The sequence below is a fragment of the Mucilaginibacter paludis DSM 18603 genome (assembly GCF_000166195.2).
Lineage (GTDB): Bacteria > Bacteroidota > Bacteroidia > Sphingobacteriales > Sphingobacteriaceae > Mucilaginibacter > Mucilaginibacter paludis.
In genome coordinates, this window is record NZ_CM001403.1 from 889280 (window position 1) to 910138 (window position 20859).

Below are 20859 nucleotides of genomic sequence, written 5' to 3' on the forward strand. Positions count from 1 at the left end.
TCAATTTATAATAAACTCATCAACCAGCAACCAGGCCGCAGCACCAGTTCCATACTCGCCAGCAGGGATAGTACCCTGGTTAACAGCATTAACGCGAACGTAGCGCGCCGTAACAGCCGGTATTTTTGCACCAACCGTATTAATGCCGTTTAAAGGGAAGTTGGTTTGCCGGTAGACATCCTGATAGTTAACACCATCTGCCGATATGGAGAAAACCATTTCGACCGGGGGCCACATTTTTTGCCAGTGATAGTTGAGCACATGGGTAGCAATGGAGCTAATGGATTGCGGCTTACCCAAATCAATTGTAGCTACCATATTGGTACCGCTAAAGCCAAACCATTCGCCATTGTTATAGCGGCTGTTGCCTGTAAGGCCATTCACCATGCGGTCGGTGCTGCCAGGGTTATAGTTACCTGCCGGTTGGTTTTGCAAGCTTACTTTTTTGCCTGTGGCCTTACTCACTACCAACTGCTTGGTATAGATATCCTGATAGCGTGTTTTGCCTATAAACAAAGCCGCCTTTACGGTACATGTTTTTTTTACCGGCAAAGCCGATGTATATTTCAGGCTAAAAGCATCAGGCAGGCTGCCATCGGTAGTATAGCGCAGTTGCGCGTTTGGCAGGCTGCTTTTTAAAGTCAGGAAAAGTGTACCATCGCTGCTGGTGGTAACGGTATCGGTTATCTGGTCAAAATTATCGGCAGCATTAATGCCCTGTTTTTTTAACAGCTTAAGGTTAACCCGTGTACGGGTTAAAAAGCCGGGGAGGTTACGGGTTGCCTTTGGCGACCAGGCAATTTCGGCCAGGGCAAGCATCCGGGGGAACATCATATACTCGGCTTTGCGGGTGTTGGTGATGTATTCTGTCCACAGGTTGGCTTGTACACCTAATATGTAACTGGCCTCCGCCGGTGTCAGGCTTGCGGGTACCGGTTCGTAACTGTATAATTTACTCAGCGGCGTATAGCCACCGGCAGCAAGCGAATCTGTTGCATAAAGCGATTGGTAATAATCAAGGTAAACCTGCTTCTCGGGTGTCATGATAGCCTGGTGATGCTGCCTTGCCGATTCTATGCCGCCTTGCTCGCCTGTCCAGCTCATCACCGTAGCACCGGGAGTCAGGCCGCCTTCCAAAATCTCGTCCCAGCCAATAATTTTGCGGCCTTGGGTAGCCAGGTAATTACTTATCCGTTTAATAAAATAGCTTTGTAATTCGTGTTCGTTTTTTAAATGCTCTGTTTTAATCCGTTGCTGGCATTTAGGGCAAACTTTCCATTTGTCTTTGGGACATTCGTCACCGCCGATATGAATATACTGTGAGGGAAATATATTGATCACCTCGCTGAGTACATCTTCTAAAAAAGTAAAGGTAGCCTCGTTGCCGGCACAATAAACATCGTTAAAAACGCCCCAGTAAGTAGCGGTTTGATAAGGCCCTCCTGTACAGCCCAGTTGCGGATAAGCCGCCAGCGCGGCAAGGGCATGGCCCGGCATTTCAATCTCGGGGATTACGGTAATATGGCGTTCAGCTGCGTAACGCACAATAGCTTTAGCTTCGGCTTGCGTATAATAGCCACCGTAGCGTTGGCCGTCAAACTGGTGGGGTAACTCCTTCTTATGGCCGATAAGCGTTTCGTTGCGATAGGCCGAAATATTTTGCAGTGCAGGATATTTTTTGATCTCGATACGCCAGCCCTGGTCGTCGGTAAGGTGCCAGTGAAAAGTATTGATCTTGTAAAGGGCTAAAATATCTATCCATTTTTTTATGGCACTCACCGGGAAAAGATGGCGGCTAACATCAAGGTGCATACCCCGGTAAGCAAACCGTGGATAGTCGGTTATATTACCGCCTGGTATATTGATCCTCTTCCCTACCACGGGTTGCATCAGTTGGATAAGTGTTTGCAGGCCATAAAAAACACCGGCCTCATTGTTACCTGTTAATTGGATGCCCTTATTGCCAATTGCTAAATGATAGCCTTCTTTCTGTTTTACTGCTACGCTATCAATCGTTAGCGTGACCAGGTTGCTGCCGGTACGCTGCGTACTTGCCTTGAGTGTTATTCCGGCAATTGACCTAACGTACTGGTTAAAAAAAACGAGATTGCTCTCTGCTATGTTTATGCTTCTGTAGAGCCGGGTATCGGTATTCAAAACAAATACCTCACTATTCTGCGTTAACGCAACCGGCTGCGGAATTACAGCTGGCCGCTGTGCATAACATGGCCTGATCATCACGCCCAGATACAAGGAGAGATACAAAATATAAGCTAAAACATTTTGCTTTGTTATGCAGTACACAATTGTTTTTTTTTAATTTAAAAGCTTGGTATCACCCTCCACATCAACCTTACTTTGTTCGGCTACGGCCTTGTATTCAAACGAGCCGGATGCAGTTTTTATGGTAGTGTTAAAACGTCCTTCTGGGCTAACGTTTACCCAATCGGTGTATTTCCATTGGTCGGCATACAAGGTTTCCACCCGGCCGCGGTAAGCACGATAAGCAAACCTGGCGCGTTTAACATTCTTATTTTTAAAGTCATACAAACGTCCGCTTAATAAAAAACCGGTGCCTGCCGGTTTGGCGTCGTCCGTTTCAACGGTAACAGCCTCAGTAATGGCGGGCAAAACATGATCAAGCTTAATCACCACAGCATTTGGCCACCGATGATCATCATAGATGCGTTGCGCCTTCACCACCGATACCTCAAGGCCTGAAGCGGTTTGCTTATACTTGCAGCTCACATCAGCATTAGGCTTATATTCCATAATTTTACTATTCTGGCCCAACACATTAACTACTGTATTGCTTTGAGCTTTTACCGAGTGCAGGGTAAATGTTTTACGTTCACCTTCCTTCCATTCGGCTGCTTCGGTAACTATGGCGTAAACCGCGTCGCCCTTTGCCGTAAAAAGTATGTTGTTCTCTTTATTGATCACCCACGTTTTAACGCTGTCAATACATTCGTGGTTAATAAAATACCATGCCGCCATTTCGCGCAGGCGGCCATCCTGTTCTTCGGCAAGTTCGCCGTTAGGCTTCGGCCCCACATTTAATAAAAGAGAACCACCTTTTGAGCGCGCCTCAACCAAAAGGTTAATGAGCTGCGAGCCCGATTTATAACGTTCGTTAGTGGGTTGGTATTGCCATGCGGTACCAATGGTAATGGGCGATAACCATGGTTGCGTAATTGGGGTACCGGGCAAAGTTTGCTCGGGCGTTTTGATTGCACCACGGGTGATTAGCAGATCGGGCTGCAGTTTCCAGCAAGTTTGTTTAACAACTTCTTTAGGCTCGCCATCGATAAATAAAACATCAATTTTGCCGTAATTGGTCATCAGCTCTTCGCACTGGCGACGGTTATAATCGGCATATTTTTTGGTGAGCGCGGCATCCATAACTACATTGGTGCGGCTAATTGGGAGGTGGTTAGCATGTAAAAAATAAAAATCCTCCGGAGAAAAATATAGCCCTACATCCAACCCAACTGCACGGGTGGCATCAACAAACTGCTTAAGCAAATCTTTTTTATACGGTGTTTTGGTGATATTAAAATCGGTTGTTTTGGTATCCCACATACAAAAACCAGAGTGGTGTTTTGTGGTGAATACAATATACTTCATCCCGGCAAGTTTAGCCAATACAGCTATCTGGTAAGGATCAAATTTATCGGGATTAAAGGTTTTAGGCAATTCTGTAAAAAAGCGATCTACATAATCGTCAGACGCGCCTACCAACGAGTGGCTGATCACGACGCCTAATTGTGCATCAACACTAAAATGGATAAATAAACCGGCCCCTGTATTTTTGAGCCATTGTTCGCGCTCGGGCTTATTCAGATTAAAACTACTTTTTTCATCATCGTTAACAACATCGTTTTGTGCAAACGCTTTGTTAAGGCAAAGTATCAATAAAAAAAATGCAAATACTTTATTCAACATGGTAGGTGGGGGATAAAATAATCAGGAAGAACTTTCGCTCTTCCTGAACTTGTAAACAAATCAAACCTAATTAAGGGGAAATTATTATTGTTTATCCCAATATACCCGCGTAAGCAAGTTATCGGGCCCTTGCCTTGCTACTGCTGCGGCATAGGATACGGCATTTAAATTTTGCTCGGAAACGGGATATAAAAACCTGCGCGGAAACTGGCCGCCGGTTGCATTGCCTGGATAATTATTGGGAGTTAATGAGGGGTAACCGGTACGCCTGTAGCTGGCAAATGCTTCCTGTGCATCGGGGAAAATGCTTACCCAAAACTGGGTATAGATTTGTTGCATTTGCTGATCAAACGTGCCTGCGGCAAGGGTATTACGGTTAACATAAGTGCTGATCTGCGCTGATGACAATGTACCATCGCTTGAACCTAAACTGATAACAGACCATTGCCTTAAAGCCGCGCTTACTCCGTTGGTGTACAATGCACTTGCTGTTGATGCCGTGTACCAGCCTCTTAAAGCAGCTTCGGCAAGCAAAAAATAGCTCTCAGAAGCGGTAAAGATTAACCGGGGAGAATTTAAAAGCAATACAGTTTTAGGATTGGGCTCGCTTAAAGTGCTAAAATTTGCAGGTTTTGAGCTCAATGTTGCAGGCATACCCTGCTGCTTGGCAAAAGTGGTATCGGGCACTCCGCCAGAGTAAACGATAGATACAACACCTAAACGAGGATCCTTAGTTTGTTTAAGGTAATTGATAAATACATCCTGATACTTGCCTCCTTCTTGGTTTTTGTTACCATCGGCTGCAATATAATCACTATTGTATAAAGTATAAGCTAAAGGATTTTGGTTGATTACTTGCCCCGAAGCCAGGTAACTAACTTTTGCAATATCAGCATCAGCGGTGATCACGCCGCCGGCGATAGCTTTAGTTACCCATGTTTGTGCCGTGGTGATATCAACTTTGGTTAAGCGCATGCCTAACCTCAACATTAAAGAGTAAGCAAACTTCTTCCATTGAACGGTATTGCCTCCGTACATCAAATCTGCTTTATCAAATGTAGTTTTTGATGCGTCAAGACTGCTTGCGGCTTGGTCAAGCTCGGTCAGCATATTGGCATAAATTGCTTTTTGAGCGTCGTATGCAGGTGTATATTGTCCGCTGGTGTAGCCTTGTGTAGCTTGAGAATAGGGAATATCACCATATACATCGGTCAATCGGCTATAGCAATATACGCGCCATATCCGCGCTGCAGCTAATAAGTTAACCTGGGCAGGATCGCTTTGCACGGCGGTAATAACGGTTGCCAATTCGTTCAATGCACCGGGATAGGCGCTGGAGAACGACGACGACGATGTATTGACCTGACTGGCAACGTATTTGGAGCCAAAGCCCGAAACATCGTTGTAGCTGGTGGTATATTGCATGGTTCCCAGCAGCAGGTTAAGCATGTTAGCCACACCATCGTACTCGGCTTTGGTAAAAAAGTATTGAGGTGTAGCGGTGGTTACCGCGTTGGGATTGGTATTAAGATCGGCAAAGTTTTTGGTACATGAGGCCAAAGCGATCAGACCAAAAGATGCGAGTATTTTATATTTGTTGATGTACTTGTTCATCGTTATCATTTTTATGATTAAAATTTAACTGAAAGATTTAAACCAAATGACCTGGTACGTGGCAAACCGATAGACTCAAACCCCTGGAAGTTGCTGTTGGTATAGCTTTGCTCGGGATCAAAATCGGTATGCTTGTAGAGGATCGCCAGGTTACGTGCAACAAATGATATATTGGCCGATTGAATCTTAAATACCTTAATATTATTGACTGGAACACTGTAAGAAAAAATAACCTGGCGGAGCTTGATGAAGCTGCCATCGTGCAGGAATAATTCAGAATAGTTTTTATAATTATCATAATAGGTGCGTAAACCGCTTACCGGAACAACACGGTTATAAGCAGCGCCTGTTTGATCAACACCGGTAAGGGTTAAACCATTCTCCCTGCCTGGCAGGGTTGATTTAAGCAAACCTAAACGGGTTTCATAAACCTCAGATATCGAGAAGATCTTATTTCCGAATTTTCCGTCTAACAGGAAATTCAGCGAGAACCTTTTGTACCTGAATTCGTTGCTGTAACCCATAGTTAAAGGCGCAACGCTTTTGCCCAACGGTACCTGTCCGGTTGCTACGGGATACCCTGTTGCAGAATTAAATACGGTATTGCCATTAGCATCCTTTAGTATCCTGGTACCAACGATCTCGAATGCCGATTCGCCTACAATATTGTTGATGTTGCCCCAGTTACCCACAGTTGTAGCAACATTTTGTGATGTTACACCATCGGTTAAACTTAAAACCTTGTTATCATTATAAGCTATGTTGTAGCTGGTTGTCCAGCTAAATTTAGAAGTTTTCACAGGCGTGCCGCTTAGCAAACCTTCTATACCCCGGTTACGCACCTCGCCTGTGTTTAAGTACACATTATTATAACCGGATGTTGATGATATAGTTGCATTAACAATATCATTTTGTGTTAACCTGTTATAATAGGTTACATCAAAATTGAGGCGGTTACCAAATAACTGGCCTTCTATCCCCCCTTCTGAAGTAATGGATTTAACTGGAGAAAGATTAGCATTGCTAATACCGGTAATGCCTGTGCCTGTTGTGTTAGCGGTTACGTTTTCTAAAGGCTGGCCCGAACTTGGTACGTTACTGTAGGTTAACTTTACAGCATACGGATCTGGCGCTCCTCCCCCAACTTGCGCGTATGCGCCTTTAAGCTTTAGCATACTGACAAATTTGGGTAGCTGAACTACTTCTGATAAAATGAAACTACCATTAACGCTCGGGTAAAAAATACTGTTATGCTCGGGGCTCAGTGTAGAAAACCAATCTTTACGGCCGGTAACGGTTAAATACAAATAGGTTTTGTAGCTAAAATCTGCCGAGCCGAAGATTGAATTAACTTCCTGATGCTGGTTGAGAGCCTGAGTTGTAGATGACGATAAATTGTTATAGCTATAAAAATAAGGAATAATATAACCGGTACCGCTCATATCCAGCTCGTTATTCTCGGAGTGCCTTTTATTAACACCACCTAAAAAAGAAGCGCCAAAATCTTTGAGTTGTTTTTTATAGGATAAGGTAACTAATCCGTTGGTTTCCGAAGCATCGGATTTGATACCGCCGTATTGGCCCGTTGATGCGTACAAGGTGCCTGTAGGTGTAATACTAACGTAGTTGTAATCATAATGATCCTGGCTAACCGTTCCCTTCAGTACCAGATCCTTTATAAATTCGTAGCTGATGGACGCCTGGCCAATAAACCTATTTTTGCGGTCATCCTCTTTAAATTTATTAATTACAAAATAACCGTTGGTAGCAACGTTGGCATCATTCCAAACGGTTTCGTTACCACTGGCATCGTATCCAGGGTTTAACCAGCGTACATCAGCCGTATTGGCAATCATGTACGGCGACCAGTTAGGGTTGGCTGTAGCATCACCGGCGCTGCTGCGGTTATGCGCCACCTCCAAATTATACTGCGCCAATGCCTCAAAACTTAACTTCGGGCTTAATTTTCCGCTTAAAGACAGGTTGCCTGTTTTACGGTCGTAAGTACTACCAGGCAAAATGCCTTTGCTGTTAAGGTCGGCCATCGAAAAACGATAAACTATCGCATCCGAACCGCCCGATAACGCCAGCGTATTGGTGTAAGTGCTGCCGGTTTGATAATAATTTTGCAGGTTGTTTTTTTGAGCTACATAAGGGTGGGTTAAACCATCAACGCCAACATAATCGGTTGAGCCGTCTATTTTAGAGCCCCACGACCTGCGGCCTGTAGATTGGGCCGCTGCAAGCGTGGTTGGCTTTACCCCTCCATCGCCCTGTCCATATTCATATTGAAAATCCGGAAGGGAAGTTATCTTCTCGACGGTTGCGGTGGAATTGAATTCAACACCGATACCTTTTTGAGCTTTACCTTTTTTGGTTGTAATTAAAATAGCACCGTTAGACGCCCTTGAACCGTATAAAGCGGCAGCTGTACCGCCCTTTAATACCGTTATCGATTCGATATCATCCGGATTAATAGCCGCTATGCCATCGCCACGGTCAACGTTACTGCCGCCACCGCTTGTGGTTGGTGCCGACCCCGGCACCGAATTATCCATTGGCATACCGTTGATAACATAGAGCGGTTGATTATCCCTTGACAAAGAACCATTACCCCGGATAGTGATGCGGCTCGATCCGCCCGGCCCTGTGGACATACCGGCAACGTTTACACCGGCTACCTTACCTGTTAAAGCGTTGGCCACGTTGTTTTCGCGGGCTTGGGTAAGCTCATCGCCTTTAACCTCGGTAACCGCGTATCCTAATGATTTTTTTTGTTTGCTGATACCTAATGCAGTTACCACAACCTCGTTCAATGTTTGGTCGTTTTTTGCGAGCTTAACCAGTATAGCGTTGGCCCTATTGGCAACGGGCACTTCCATTTTGGCATAACCAATAAAAGCTACTACTACTGTAACCGGCTTATCATCATAAGCGGCTGGTATTTTAAGATCAAAATTACCGTTTATATCAGTTGTAGTACCAACCTGGCGATCCTCTTTTAAAGTTATTGTAGCTCCGGGTACACCTGTGCCATCTTCGCTAAAAACAACTTTACCTTTTACATTGGTACTGGCTACGTTTTTATCTGCCGGGGCCTGGTAAATCACATATTGTTTTGTGCCGATCTTTTTAAATAAAAGATCAAATTCGTTTAGTAGGCGTGTAAGTTTATGATCAACACTGGCGTCGCTGCCGGCCGAATCCACGGAGGTTACAAACTTATTATTAAGCAAGCCTTCTTTAAAAGCGATCTGGATATGGTATTGCGACTTAAGCGTTTCGATTGCATCCTTCAGAGATTTTTTTGAATCGGTGTCCGATTGCCCGCTTTGAGTATACCTTATGTTATTTTTAAACGGTTTACTGGCCATGGCCAATTGCGCATTACTTGAAAAGCCGCTGATCAAAAATATAAACAATAAGGTATAGCATCTTAAACAACTCGTTGAGTTGAAATTTCTCATACTTTTTAAATTAATAGGGTTAATTAATAGTTATTTGATCATCACTCTGAAAAACACTGACGTGTAGCGAGGTAGATACCGTTTCCAGCAGTTCTTTAACACCGGTAACATTGATCTCACCTTCAATCTGAATATCCTTTACGGCCGGATTACCATATTTTATCCGGTAGCCATAAGTATCTTCAAGAGTTTTAAGAATATCGCCCAATTTCACATTGTTAAAAATGAACTGTCTTTTTGTCCATCCCATTAACTTTTCGGGATGCGGCAGCTTAACTTTTAATGCGGTAGCTTTGGCAGAATACTCTACATAATCGCCCGGCGTCAGTACCGTGCTGTTGTTGGTTTGCGCGTTAGGCGTAACTTTGATTTTCCCTGTAACCAAGCCAATATCGATTTTGTTGTGCCGGTTATTCACATTGAAAGTAGTACCTAATACTTCAATGCTGATGTTGTTACAATGCACAATAAATCGCTCGCCTGCCTTAATGTGGGTTGAATCCTGGTTTAGGTGTGTAACTTTAAAAAAACCTTCCCCTTTAAGCCAAACCTCCCTGGAGTTTTTGCCCCAGCCGCGCTGATACGTAAGGCTTGAATTTCCATTCAGCAAAATGGTTGTACCATCCGGCATAACTACCGTTTTGATTTCGCCAAAAGCGGTTTGGAAATTTTGATCCTTCTGATACCAGAAAATGAACGCCCCCAGGCCTACCAGTAATATAGCTGCAGCTATACGTAGTACTTGCGGTAACCTGAAAGTTTTTGCCTGCACATTTGTACCTACCGAGCTTTCAATGCGTTTCCACACTTCTGCCTGGCGATCCTGGTTGTAAAAAGTGTCTTGTTCACGATAAAGGCGAATAACATCCCGGGCCCTAACGATGTCATCCTTTTTTTCAGAGAATTGTTCTAAAAATCCATTCCAAAACAAATCGCTTTCTGCTGACGGGCCAATTACCCAGTTTAGAAAGTCGTCATCCTCTAAAAAATCTTTAAATGTGAAATTTGAATACTTATTGGTGTCCATGTATCAAGCTTATTACACTACCGATATACAGACACCATGCCCAATTATCCCTCGGGTTGAGACTTTTTTTATAAAATTTTTGCGTTTTTATTAATTTGGGAGAGAATAGCCCAAATAATTACCAATTTTGATAGCTTAAGTGACATTTGCATGCTATTTAGCGCCTTATAAAGCAGCTTATAAGTGGAACTTACGTTAATTTCCATAATATCAGCTATCTCTGGATAACTAAAGCCCTCATAAAAGCGCAAAAATATAATTTCTTGTTGGCGATGAGGTAAAGTTTGAATTACAGATTTGATTTTATCCTGCAGAAGCCTTTCATCTTCGTTGGCGATGTACACCAGGTCGAAAGATGTTTCAAATAAAAAAGGGTAATCATCCTCCATCGGCGTAAACCGGGATTGATTCTGCATCTTCCGGAAGATGACACTCCGGAGGGCTTTATACAAATAGTTTTTCACCGAAATGGGGTTCCCCAAATTGGCGCGGTTAGTCCATAATTTAATAAACAGATCGTGTACGGCGTCTTCTATTAAATTAATGTCCTTAGTAAACTTATAACCGTAATTATTTAAAAGCTTAAAATTCTGATTGTATAATTTGGTATACGCATCCCACTCGCCTTGTTTAAATAAACTCCAAAGCAATAATATATCTTCGTTAGGGGGCATATTAATTAAAAAAACACAAATAAAACTAAATGTAAAAAACTAATGTACACTTAATAATTTAAAAATAAAACTAAACTGAAGGTACAACACACCCGATAGCCGCCCTGGCTAATTAAGTCTTACAACTATCCTTTGCAAGATGCTGCTGAAAAATTCAAAAAATTAATTTTTAAAAAAAACAAACGAATGTTGCCAAAGCTACCGTTTCGTTTTGGCCATTAAAAAATTTAACAGCAGGTATTAATACCTGCTGTTAAAACAAAAAAAGTATAAATACCCAATATCATAAACGCTTATTAATACGCTGTAAACCTGCTGGTTGAAGCTTTAAATTTACATTGTTAAAAGCTTTTACCAGTGGAGCAGACCCCACTAAAAAAAACGAGCCTGCCTGTGGGGTAACTAATACAGGGGCGAAACCCGAAAAGCCTTAAGAGTAGGAAAAAAAACAAAAACCATGAACTCATTTATTGGAAACTGGACAGATCACAGTAATGTAACCGTTACGATTACCGAACGCAATAATATACTAACTGTAAAATACGGAAACGGAAGAGGCCCGTTTCCGGGACATGAAATTGATGAACTGCCTCAGCCTGCGTGCGGTGTTGATTTTTCAGATGATGCCCCTTTTACCGGCGTGCTTTCTCCCGACGGGAAGACTATCTATTGGAGCAACGGCACAAAATGGACTAAGCACTAATTCTCAATATAGTAACGGGCTTATATTCAAATGAATTAACTCGTAGCTTTTTGAGATAAAGCAAAAAGTTCGGTCTGGGTTTACCGGGCCGAACTTTAATTCCACACAAAATAGCTGCAGGCTTTTATACCTTTTCAATCTGCATCAAATAGCTGCACGGGTATCGATCATCGGTACTTGGATAGGCTTACGCGGCCGCCCCCCTTGTACCAACCATTGCATTGCTTTTACCGGGTTTTGAAAATGCCAGAAAGCTTCATTCTCAGGTATGTTTTGAGCCTCCCGGCTTCCTGTTTCAAAACCATAGGTTTGGGTAATGATGTTATATTTCCTTTCATAAACAGACTGCTCAAGAATATGGTAGCGATCAGCATCAACCCTTGGTTCGGCAGATAGGCCTGACTCCCCTTCTTGATAAGCAAATGTCCAGAGTTGCTTTGCTGCTATCAGGCCTTTTGCCCATAAATTGATTACAGCCCTGCTAATCTCCTGGTGCCTGTGGTAACTGGCGTATTCCCCGTCGGGGTTGTGCGTAATTATCAAATCATATTTCCTGTCCGGCATTAACTGTTGTATCATTTGTTGTAACTGGCTATCTTGCAGCGGCAATTGTTCGGGACCATCATCCAGATTGCCCATAAATCCATTTGCTCCCAGCTCAGTTAACGCCTCGAAAAAAACAGACGCCCTGTTACGATCGTTTTTTTTGCAAAGGCAAACCACATCACATTGCCATCCCGGATTGCTGATGATAGTACCTCCGGCCCATAACGTTTCCTCATCCGGATACGCCACGATAAGAGCTACATTCGTTAAGTTTTGTTGTTCCATTTAATTATTGAGCTGTGAGCGTGTATGCTGTTAATTTTTACCGCGCTTAATGGCGGTATTTATCATTGGTAGCAAATAAGTTCAGTTGCGCCTCATCGTTCCAGAGGGGTATTTCGCGAAGTAAAATCGTCAAGCACCGTAAAACCAAAGTTTTTTTAATTCCAGGCAGAAAAATGTGGTCGCGTTAACCCACACTATTAATTTATTTTTTTAACGCCTCCTGTAGCCCATGCCATCAATTTGGGTATTCGAGGCCGGTACAGTCCAGCTTTTTGGTTCATTCAATCTCATCGGCCAGAAATCATAATAATTCAATAAGGGTCCGGTTAGCCCTGGTAATTTACCGTTTTTGTCAAATTAGTTGATCAGTGCATAGTTTAAGCATCAATTAAACTATAGCCATAAAGATGCATACTTGTTGCGCTAAATATCTTACACAACTATGTGAATAGATTACATGATTCACACATGGTAAACCCGGCAGGTATTAAAAAAAACAGACTGAAAAGAGTTGAAGCTGACGCTATAGGTTATCAGGCGCAGCCTCAGTTAAAACTAACCGGGCTGATCTTATCCACTTAATCATGATCTTCAATACGCTAACAGTATCCAGGTGTGAATGATGTAACTTAAACATAGAATTACATAACAGCTACGCCCGCTTAAAATCTGAATTTTACTTTTCACCACTTGAATACATGAAAAACGACCGCGATTTACAAAAAGATATCCTGGATGCCCTGAATTGGGAACCCTTATTGAAAGGCGCGAAAATTACTGTAACAGCAAACAATGGTTTGGTACAGTTGTCGGGCACGGTTAAAAACTACCTGGATAAATTACGCGCGGAAACTGTTACAAAGAGTATTGATGGTGTTAAAGCGATGATAGAGCATATCAACGTTGATTTGGGTGGCCACGATGAAATTCCTGATGATGCCATTGCTAAAGCTGTGCTTGAATCTCTGCAATTAAATTGGGTACCTGTTGACCGTATAACGGTTAAGGTAGAGCAAGGCCACGTTACCCTTGATGGTGAAGTGGCCTATAATTTTCAAAAAGAAGCCGCCAAAAAATCAGTAGGTGGCGTACAGGGTGTCAGGGTTTTTACCAACAACCTTGTGTTGGCCAAACAAACGCAAGATCAGCTGGAAAAAAAGACGATTGAACACGCGCTGCTCCGTTATTCTGCTACTGTTGATCAAAACATCAGGGTTAAGGCCGATAAGAATACGATAACACTGAATGGCACGGTGCAGTCATTCTATCAAAAAGAAGAGGCGGAAAAAGTAGCCTGGAATGCGCCGGGTGTTTTGATGGTTAACAACGAACTGGTAATTGAATAGGGAGTTTACACATACAGAAAATGATAAAGCACCACGAAATAGATAATATTGTTAAAACAAGATTTGAAAAGATCAATATCGGCCTGGAAAGTATCAGATTGCATTTTCATGAAGACGACATCCGGGTGTTCAGGGTTAAAGTGAAAAAACTGGCCGCCTGCATCCAACTGATAAACGCGGCCAGGGGGCAGCAGCATAAGGCCATAAAAATACCGCCAAGGCTATTGAAGTATTTTGAGGTAGCAGGAATAGTAAGAAACCTGCAATTACAAAAGCTTTATGTTGAAACCACGCTGGATGCAAGGCAAGCTATGCGCGCAGGCGCTTATCTTAATTTGGTGTCTAATAAAATCCTGCACCATATGGTGGTGGCCAGCCAGATCATGAAAGGTGTACAGCCTTTTAAAAGGGCAGAAATAAACCTGTTGAAGTTACTGCCAGATCATCTCAGCTCTAAATCGGCAGCGCAGTTTGTACGATCGGAAATTAAGAAATTGGAGAAGCTATTGATGCCGGTTTTTCCTTCTGATGATTCGCTGCACGAGATCAGGAAACTTTTAAAAGGATTATTGTATGTATGGCCACATATTGGCGATAAGGTAGCTCAAACTTCGCCTTACGGCCTGCTATCGGGCAAAGAAAACATAGCTGCATTTACCGAGGTTTTAGGCAAATTTCATGACATGGATACGGCCATAGGCCTGCTGCATGACTGTTGTTTGAATAGAGACACGGAAGAATCTGAAAAGGAAATTTTGAGAACTCTGGAGCGCCTGTGGATCAAAGAAAAAGAAACAATAAGGCTACAGGTATACCAGCAGTTGCAGCAAATCATCAGTTCGCGCCAACCAGTACAACCGCTCATCCAATATGCTATGATCTAATTACCCAAAACTAATGACGATGAACAGCCAAAACTTAAAAACCACAGCCGGAATCAAAGCCTCATCGCTACTGCCTGAAACGATGCAGGCCATGGTGATGGAAGTTGCCGGACAGCCTTTGGTTTACAAAAGAATGCCCTTGCCGATACCTAACGACCAACAGGTACTGATCAGGATCATGGCCTGCGGGGTATGCCGTACCGATCTGCATATTATGGATAGCGAACTCCCGAAACCCAAACTCCCGCTGATACTCGGACATGAAATTATAGGAACCGTTGAAAAAACCGGCAGCAAGGTAACTACCTTAAAACCAGGCGATCTGGTTGGTGTACCCTGGGTAGGTTATACCTGTGGCCATTGTAAATATTGCCTCAGGGACCAGGAAAACTTATGCGAAAACGCCCTTTTTACTGGCTATACTATAGATGGCGGTTACGCCGAATTTACGGTGGCCTTCCAAAAATACTGCTTTCACCTGGAGCCCCAATATGGGCATCCATCAGCCGCGCCACTGCTTTGCGCCGGTTTAATAGGCTATCGCTCTTATCAAATGATAGGGCAGGCGGCTAAAAAAATAGGTTTTTACGGTTTTGGCGTAGCCGCACATATCCTGGTACAGATAGCAAAACATCAGGGTAAGCAAATTTATGCCTTTACACGGGATGGCGATCTGGAAGCACAGGCATTTGCAACCAGGATGGGCGCGGTATGGGCGGGTAATTCTGAAGATGCGCCGCCTGTACTATTAGATGGTGCCATTATCTTCGCCCCGGCGGGGCAGCTTGTTCCTAAAGCATTAAAGGATATCGATAAAGGTTGCCCGGTTATCTGCGGAGGTATCCACATGAGCAACATCCCATCGTTTGCCTATCAACTGCTTTGGGAAGAAAGAACAATCCGCTCTGTGGCCAACCTGACGCGGAAGGATGGCGAAGATTTTTTTGCTCTTGCTAAACAAGTTGAAATAAAAACCGAAACAAGGTTATTCACACTACAACAGGCCAACGAGGCGCTGGCTGCCGTTCGCAATGGCGATATCAGCGGCGCTGCTGTACTGGTGATGTGATTTTTACCCCAATAAACATAAAGATGCTTTTTAACATGAACGAAATTGAGAATATTATTAGCGAAGTAAAGCATACTTTGGCAGCCAAACAAAAGGAAATGAAAGCTATAGGCGATGGTATTATTGCCTACACCGCCGAAAGCTTTAGAAACCGGGAGATGGAGGTTTTTGCTTTTGAAGTAGACGCCCGGAAATTAGGAGGCCAAAGTGCCATTGCCGCCGAAATGGTTACAAAATGCAAAAATGACGCGCAGGAATTGATGATAGCGATAGACAAGATCAAGGTTTTATGATGTTGAAGCCCATTTTCGCCCGACAAAATTGCTTAAAGGCATCCGTTACAACGGGATAACAAAAACATTTGTCGGGCGAAGGCTTACCATCATAGTTGGTTATTCTTTTTTTGCTAAGGCTTTTAACAATAATTCGGCAGCTTCTGCTGATGATGCCGGGTTTTGGCCGGTGATTAACAAGCCGTCTTGTTTCACATAAGATCCCCAGTCGGGGCCTTTGCTGTACAGTCCGCCCAATTTTTGCAATTCGTCTTCTACCAGGAACGGAACCACATCGGTTAATTGAACTGCCTCTTCTTCGGTGTTAGAGAATCCGGTAACGGTTTTACCCTTTACCAGGGGGCTTCCATCGGGTAATTTAACTTTCATTAAAACACCTGGTGCATGGCAAACAAAGGCCACGGGTTTATGATGTGCATAAAAATCTTCTATTAGGGCGATTGACGCACTATCGTTAGCCAGATCCCACAAAGGGCCGTGGCCGCCCGGATAAAATACGGCATCGTAATGCATCTCGTTTACCGTATCCAGCGGAAGCGTATGCGCCAGCCTTTCTTTAAGCTCCTTGTCATGATCAAACCTGCGGGTTGCTTCGGTTTGCGCATCGGGGCTTTCACTTTTGGGGTCTATAGGCGGCTGACCACCTTTTGGAGATGCCAGCGTTATTTGTGCACCGGCATCGGCCAGCACGTAATAAGGTGCTGCAAACTCTTCTATCCAGAACCCGGTTTTTTTACCTGTGTTTCCCAATTCGCTATGGGATGTTAATACCATTAGTACTTTCATTTTTTTAGGATTTTTGTAATTTATCAGATTAAATTTTAACAATCATTTTTCCTTCATTGCTACCCTCAAAAAGCGCCAGAAAAGCCTGTGTGATATGGTCAAAACCTTCGTAAATGGTTTCGCTATAGGTAAGTTTACCCTCCATCAACCAGCTGGTTAACTGCTTGGTAGCCTCGGGCAAGTGGGCAGCAAAGTCGCCTATAATAAAACCTTGTATCAGCGCGCTCTTTTTTACCAGCACGGGTTGTATATACGGCCCAAGTACCGGCTCGGCAGCATTGTACAACGAAATAGCACCACATAACGGAATGCGCGCATGCTTGTTAATATTGTTTAAAACAGCATCTGATATTGGGCCGCCTACGTTGTCAAAATAAACATCGACCCCAGCCGGGCATGCTGTTTTAATAGCTGCGCTTAAATCAGTCGTGGTTTTATAGTTAATAGCTTCATCAAAATGGAATTTTGATTTAAGCAGTTCAACCTTTTCATCCGATCCGGCAAGGCCAACTACCCTGCAGCCGAGTAATTTACCTACCTGGCCCACAACACTGCCAACAGCACCTGCCGCCCCCGATACAACGATGGTTTCGCCCGGCTTTGGCGCACCTATTTTTGTAAGCCCTAAATAGGCGGTCATTCCGGTCATACCCAAAATGCCCAGGTGGGCCGTTAAGTAGGCCGGATCGTTCGGTATGGTGCGTAAGCCTTTCCCGTTAGATACCTGGTATTCTTTCCAATCGAGGTTTCCCAAAACAAAATCGCCTACCTTAAAAAGCGTATTATTGGAATCCACCACCTCGGCTATGATGCCCGATTGTAATGGCTTATTCAATTCAAATGGCGGGATGTACGATTCCTCATCATTCATTCGGCCACGCAGGTACGGATCTACCGAAACGTAACGTGTTTTAAGTAACACCTCACCATCATCGGCCGTAGGTACATCTTCAATCTCAGTTTTAAAATCACCAAGGGCGGGCTTACCGGCCGGCCTTTTGTATAAAACAATTATTTTATTCATATTGAGTTGTTATTTAAGCATCGTTAAAATCGACTTGAGCTGATTTCTGATCGTGCTGTTTTCGATACACTCTTCAATGGCCTTTAAAACAGGCTTATCCAAATAGTTTTTACTCCATTGCATCCACTGGTTGCCGCAACGGTACATAAATGTTTCTTTACCGTCGTGAAACTGAATACGCCATATTTTCCATCGCCTAAAACTGGTTGAAGTGATGTGCAGAAATCTGATCACACCGGTTTCTTCAGTTTGTATAATTTCGTAACTCATTGGTGCTTTTGCTTATAGCTTATTCTGATAATCCTTTCGGGCTGTTTAATTAAATAGCTCCCTCTGTTAACGCTGATTATGCTGGATAGAAAAAGTTAATATGGCCGCTCTCCCGCAGCAATCAAGCCGATATTTTTTTTCATCGCGTTAGCCACGCTACTTATAGTTTCAACTTTTAAAGCGTAAAATTGTTTTGCCGGCAGGTATGCTTCAAGCACCTCCCCTATTTCCTCCGCCACCTATTTGCTAAAATTCCTGCTGTCGTAAAGTTTACATGATCCGCGCAAATGCCTACTCATAAAAGCAATATCAAACATCAACTATCAACCGGATAAAGATGGGCACTCCGTTGCTATCGGGCATTACACAATATTGGCAATAGCTTACATCATTCACACATTGCTGCATCAGCTCAACGTGTGAATGATGTAATTAATTAAAAGAATTGCATAATAAATCAGTTGCTTAAAGACGCCAGATTTGTAGTGTTCTCATTAAAAAATTTACTTAAAAAACCAATATGATGTTTTACGACAACAACTTCTGGGGAATGGATTTTATCTGGTGGTGTGTATGGATTATGCTGCTCATCTGGATCTTCGCCACGCCTTACGATGTCCCCTTTCAGCGAAATAGAAAAAGTGGGCCCCTGGATATTTTGCAGAAGCGTTTTGCTTCGGGCGAAATCAATAAAGATGATTATGAAGAACGAAGAAAAATAATCATGGGCGATCTGTAATATCCGCTATTCTACATGCCTGAGCACCATTAACCATATATCTATCTCTACTTCTTTACAACAAATGGAACCTATTAAAAACACGGCCGCGCTAAGCGCCGAAAAGCTTTTTGGCATTTTAAAAACAGAATTTGCCGGCTACATCAACAGTAAATTAGACTCGGGCCTGAACATAGGTTTTGCCCATGTTGACGATGTGATCAATGTGTTATTCCCCGATGTAATTGAGGGAATTGCCTTTTCTATCATCGTATCCGAAAAAGAGATCACCGTTACCGAGAATCATATCAGCCCGGAATATAACAGTGGTTTACTGGAACAACAACTGAACGACTTTTTAACACTGAAGGCGGGTTAACAATATAGCCACTTTATTAACAAAGGTGTGAATGATGTAACTCATTCACCGAATTATGTAATTGCCCTGGCTGGCAAAGGATCATCTTTATTTTCAAAAAAAGAAATGAAAGAAGCAAAATATTTAGGCATTTGGATGGATCATCAACATGCTGATTTAATAGAATTTGGCGCAGAACCGATGACCACTACAACTATTGATTGTGATTTTAACCACCAGGAAAAAGAGCAAACGCTGGAACGAAGCGAAAATTTAATGCACCATAAAGAACAGCATGAGCAAGCCGACTATTACCGGAAACTTGGCGAGGTGATTAGAAATTACAGTGAGGTAGTGCTTTTTGGCCCTACTGAAGCCAAGGTTGAGTTATATAATACCTTAAAGGATGATCATCTTTTTGCCAATATTAAATTTGAAATAATTCCGGCTGATAAGATGACCGATAAACAGCAACATGCCCTGGTACGCGACTATTTTACCGTTTGCTAAGCAGCAGGCCTATCAATTTGCAGGCTACCGCTCTCTAAAAACAAAAAAACACCAATCAAAATGAAAAACAATGAAGATCTGGAAGTAAAACCGGTGAAAGGTTTTAGCGCTCCTATTGAAGGCGAAGTACTGGAGAACAGCAATTTCCGTAAGGTATTGTACACAAGCAACCACATGCAGGTAGTGCTGATGAGCCTTTTGCCGGGCGAAGATATCGGGGAGGAAATACACAACGCCAACGATCAGTTTTTCCGGTTTGAAAGTGGCAACGGCAGATGCATTATTAACGGAAATGTATATAAAGTTAAAGATGGCGATGCCATTGTGGTGCCCGCCGGTGCCAAGCATAACGTAATCAATACCGATGCGCAAAACGATTTAAAAATGTACACTATTTATGCGCCGCCCCATCATAAAGACGGTATAGTGCGCGAAACAAAAAAAGAAGCACAAGAAAACCCTGAAAAGTTTGAGGGTGCAACCACCGAATAAATAGTTTTTGGCACCAACTATAAAATGGGCAATAATTCACCAGCGGCTATCAAGCTCTACCAGGTATTTTAAATATGTCTTTGTTATCCGATACAAATGATTTTCTTGAACAAACCGGAAAAATATCCAGGTTTACAGGACACTTTTTTTCGCGTGGCATTAAACCCCGGTTTGAAATTAAGGAGTTGCTTGCGCAGTGTTACCTTATTGGTTACAAATCGTTTCCGCTGGTAGGCTTAACGGGCTTTATTATGGGGCTCGTACTTACCATGCAGCTACGCCCTTCGCTGGTTGTTTACGGGGTACAGTCTGAATTGCCGGTAATGGTAGGTATAGCTATTGTAAGAGAAATAGGACCGGTAATAACGGCGCTGATTTTTGCCGGAAAAATTGGCAGCAGTATTGGCGCCGAACTTGGCTCCATGAAAGTAACCGAACAGATAGACGCCATGGACGTAAGCGGTACCAACCCTTTTAAATACCTGGTAGCTACCAGGGTAGTGGCTACTACCTTAATGTTGCCCGTACTTACCCTACTTGGAGACGCCATTTCTTTATTCGGAGCGTATATTGGTGTAAACATCAACGCGGTAACCAGTGTACGTTTCTTTTTTACGCAGGTATTTCAAAGCTTAACTTACAGCGATATCGTGCCAGCTATTATTAAAACCTTGTTTTTTGGATTTGCCGTGGGTATCATCGGCTGCTACAAAGGCTTTAACTCTACTAAAGGTACCCAAGGCGTGGGCAATTCTGCCAATTCTGCCGTGGTACTATCTTCGGTGGTCATTTTTGTTATCGATTTGCTTACCGTACAACTCACTAACCTGCTGGGCTTAAATTAAATA

At 43.1% G+C, this 20859-nt stretch carries 21 protein-coding genes; 11 read left to right on the forward strand and 10 right to left on the reverse strand.

The window, feature by feature from the left end:
- The 6 genes from MUCPA_RS03820 to MUCPA_RS03845 form a co-directional block, all read right to left on the reverse strand.
- Positions 1 to 2304 carry a beta-N-acetylhexosaminidase gene (locus MUCPA_RS03820; RefSeq protein WP_008504550.1) on the reverse strand — a complete coding sequence of 768 codons (2304 nt, stop codon included), beginning with the start codon at positions 2302 to 2304 and terminating at the stop codon, positions 1 to 3.
- Between the two features lie 12 nt (positions 2305 to 2316).
- Positions 2317 to 3945, reverse strand: coding sequence for an alpha-L-fucosidase (locus MUCPA_RS03825; protein ID WP_008504552.1), 1629 nt, complete (start codon positions 3943 to 3945; stop codon positions 2317 to 2319).
- Positions 3946 to 4029: 84 nt separating this feature from the next.
- Positions 4030 to 5559 (reverse strand): SusD/RagB family nutrient-binding outer membrane lipoprotein, encoded by a 1530-nt coding sequence (locus MUCPA_RS03830; RefSeq protein ID WP_008504553.1) that lies wholly within the window; start codon positions 5557 to 5559, stop codon positions 4030 to 4032.
- 17 nt (positions 5560 to 5576) lie between these two features.
- Entirely contained in the window at positions 5577 to 9026 is a 3450-nt protein-coding gene (locus MUCPA_RS03835) for a SusC/RagA family TonB-linked outer membrane protein (protein ID WP_008504554.1), read from the reverse strand.
- 19 nt (positions 9027 to 9045) lie between these two features.
- A complete protein-coding gene (locus MUCPA_RS03840) occupies positions 9046 to 10053 on the reverse strand; it encodes a FecR family protein (RefSeq protein WP_008504555.1) in 1008 nt (335 codons plus the stop codon).
- A 68-nt stretch (positions 10054 to 10121) separates the two neighbouring features.
- On the reverse strand, positions 10122 to 10727 hold the full coding sequence (locus MUCPA_RS03845; RefSeq protein WP_008504556.1) for an RNA polymerase sigma factor: 606 nt from the start codon (positions 10725 to 10727) through the stop codon (positions 10122 to 10124).
- A gap of 457 nt (positions 10728 to 11184) precedes the next feature.
- Between MUCPA_RS03845 and MUCPA_RS03850 the strand changes: the two genes are divergently transcribed.
- Positions 11185 to 11430 (forward strand): hypothetical protein, encoded by a 246-nt coding sequence (locus MUCPA_RS03850; protein ID WP_008504557.1) that lies wholly within the window; start codon positions 11185 to 11187, stop codon positions 11428 to 11430.
- Positions 11431 to 11574: 144 nt separating this feature from the next.
- Here the strand turns inward: MUCPA_RS03850 and MUCPA_RS03855 are convergent, their stop codons facing one another.
- A complete protein-coding gene (locus tag MUCPA_RS03855) occupies positions 11575 to 12261 on the reverse strand; it encodes a PIG-L family deacetylase (RefSeq protein ID WP_008504559.1) in 687 nt (228 codons plus the stop codon).
- A 444-nt stretch (positions 12262 to 12705) separates the two neighbouring features.
- Here MUCPA_RS03855 and MUCPA_RS38120 point away from each other — a divergent pair, with 444 nt between their 5' ends.
- The 5 genes from MUCPA_RS38120 to MUCPA_RS03875 all read left to right on the forward strand — a co-directional run bounded on the left by MUCPA_RS38120 (position 12706) and on the right by MUCPA_RS03875 (position 15853).
- On the forward strand, positions 12706 to 12843 hold the full coding sequence (locus MUCPA_RS38120; RefSeq protein ID WP_169316150.1) for a hypothetical protein: 138 nt from the start codon (positions 12706 to 12708) through the stop codon (positions 12841 to 12843).
- 116 nt (positions 12844 to 12959) lie between these two features.
- Positions 12960 to 13607, forward strand: a complete 648-nt coding sequence (locus MUCPA_RS03860) for a BON domain-containing protein (RefSeq protein ID WP_008504561.1) — start codon at positions 12960 to 12962, stop codon at positions 13605 to 13607.
- 20 nt (positions 13608 to 13627) lie between these two features.
- Positions 13628 to 14491, forward strand: a complete 864-nt coding sequence (locus MUCPA_RS03865) for a CHAD domain-containing protein (protein WP_008504562.1) — start codon at positions 13628 to 13630, stop codon at positions 14489 to 14491.
- A 19-nt stretch (positions 14492 to 14510) separates the two neighbouring features.
- Positions 14511 to 15560, forward strand: coding sequence for a zinc-dependent alcohol dehydrogenase family protein (locus tag MUCPA_RS03870; RefSeq protein WP_217220393.1), 1050 nt, complete (start codon positions 14511 to 14513; stop codon positions 15558 to 15560).
- Positions 15561 to 15595: 35 nt separating this feature from the next.
- Positions 15596 to 15853 (forward strand): hypothetical protein, encoded by a 258-nt coding sequence (locus MUCPA_RS03875; protein WP_157543806.1) that lies wholly within the window; start codon positions 15596 to 15598, stop codon positions 15851 to 15853.
- Positions 15854 to 15952: 99 nt separating this feature from the next.
- Here the strand turns inward: MUCPA_RS03875 and MUCPA_RS03880 are convergent, their stop codons facing one another.
- From MUCPA_RS03880 to MUCPA_RS03890, 3 genes are read right to left on the reverse strand one after another with little or no spacing between them, the layout of a single operon-like run.
- On the reverse strand, positions 15953 to 16639 hold the full coding sequence (locus tag MUCPA_RS03880) for a type 1 glutamine amidotransferase domain-containing protein (RefSeq protein ID WP_008504568.1): 687 nt from the start codon (positions 16637 to 16639) through the stop codon (positions 15953 to 15955).
- Between the two features lie 28 nt (positions 16640 to 16667).
- On the reverse strand, positions 16668 to 17663 hold the full coding sequence (locus MUCPA_RS03885; protein ID WP_008504569.1) for an NADP-dependent oxidoreductase: 996 nt from the start codon (positions 17661 to 17663) through the stop codon (positions 16668 to 16670).
- 9 nt (positions 17664 to 17672) lie between these two features.
- Positions 17673 to 17933 (reverse strand): hypothetical protein, encoded by a 261-nt coding sequence (locus MUCPA_RS03890; RefSeq protein WP_008504570.1) that lies wholly within the window; start codon positions 17931 to 17933, stop codon positions 17673 to 17675.
- Between the two features lie 520 nt (positions 17934 to 18453).
- Between MUCPA_RS03890 and MUCPA_RS03895 the strand changes: the two genes are divergently transcribed.
- The 5 genes from MUCPA_RS03895 (at position 18454) to MUCPA_RS03915 (ending at position 20856) form a co-directional block, all read left to right on the forward strand.
- On the forward strand, positions 18454 to 18672 hold the full coding sequence (locus MUCPA_RS03895) for an SHOCT domain-containing protein (protein WP_040625700.1): 219 nt from the start codon (positions 18454 to 18456) through the stop codon (positions 18670 to 18672).
- A 64-nt stretch (positions 18673 to 18736) separates the two neighbouring features.
- Entirely contained in the window at positions 18737 to 19030 is a 294-nt protein-coding gene (locus MUCPA_RS03900) for a hypothetical protein (RefSeq protein WP_008504572.1), read from the forward strand.
- A gap of 105 nt (positions 19031 to 19135) precedes the next feature.
- A complete protein-coding gene (locus tag MUCPA_RS03905) occupies positions 19136 to 19519 on the forward strand; it encodes a hypothetical protein (protein WP_008504573.1) in 384 nt (127 codons plus the stop codon).
- Between the two features lie 60 nt (positions 19520 to 19579).
- Complete coding sequence (locus MUCPA_RS03910) at positions 19580 to 20011, forward strand: cupin domain-containing protein (protein WP_008504576.1); 432 nt, start codon at positions 19580 to 19582, stop codon at positions 20009 to 20011.
- A gap of 74 nt (positions 20012 to 20085) precedes the next feature.
- Complete coding sequence (locus MUCPA_RS03915; RefSeq protein ID WP_008504577.1) at positions 20086 to 20856, forward strand: MlaE family ABC transporter permease; 771 nt, start codon at positions 20086 to 20088, stop codon at positions 20854 to 20856.
- Positions 20857 to 20859: the final 3 nt, after the last annotated feature.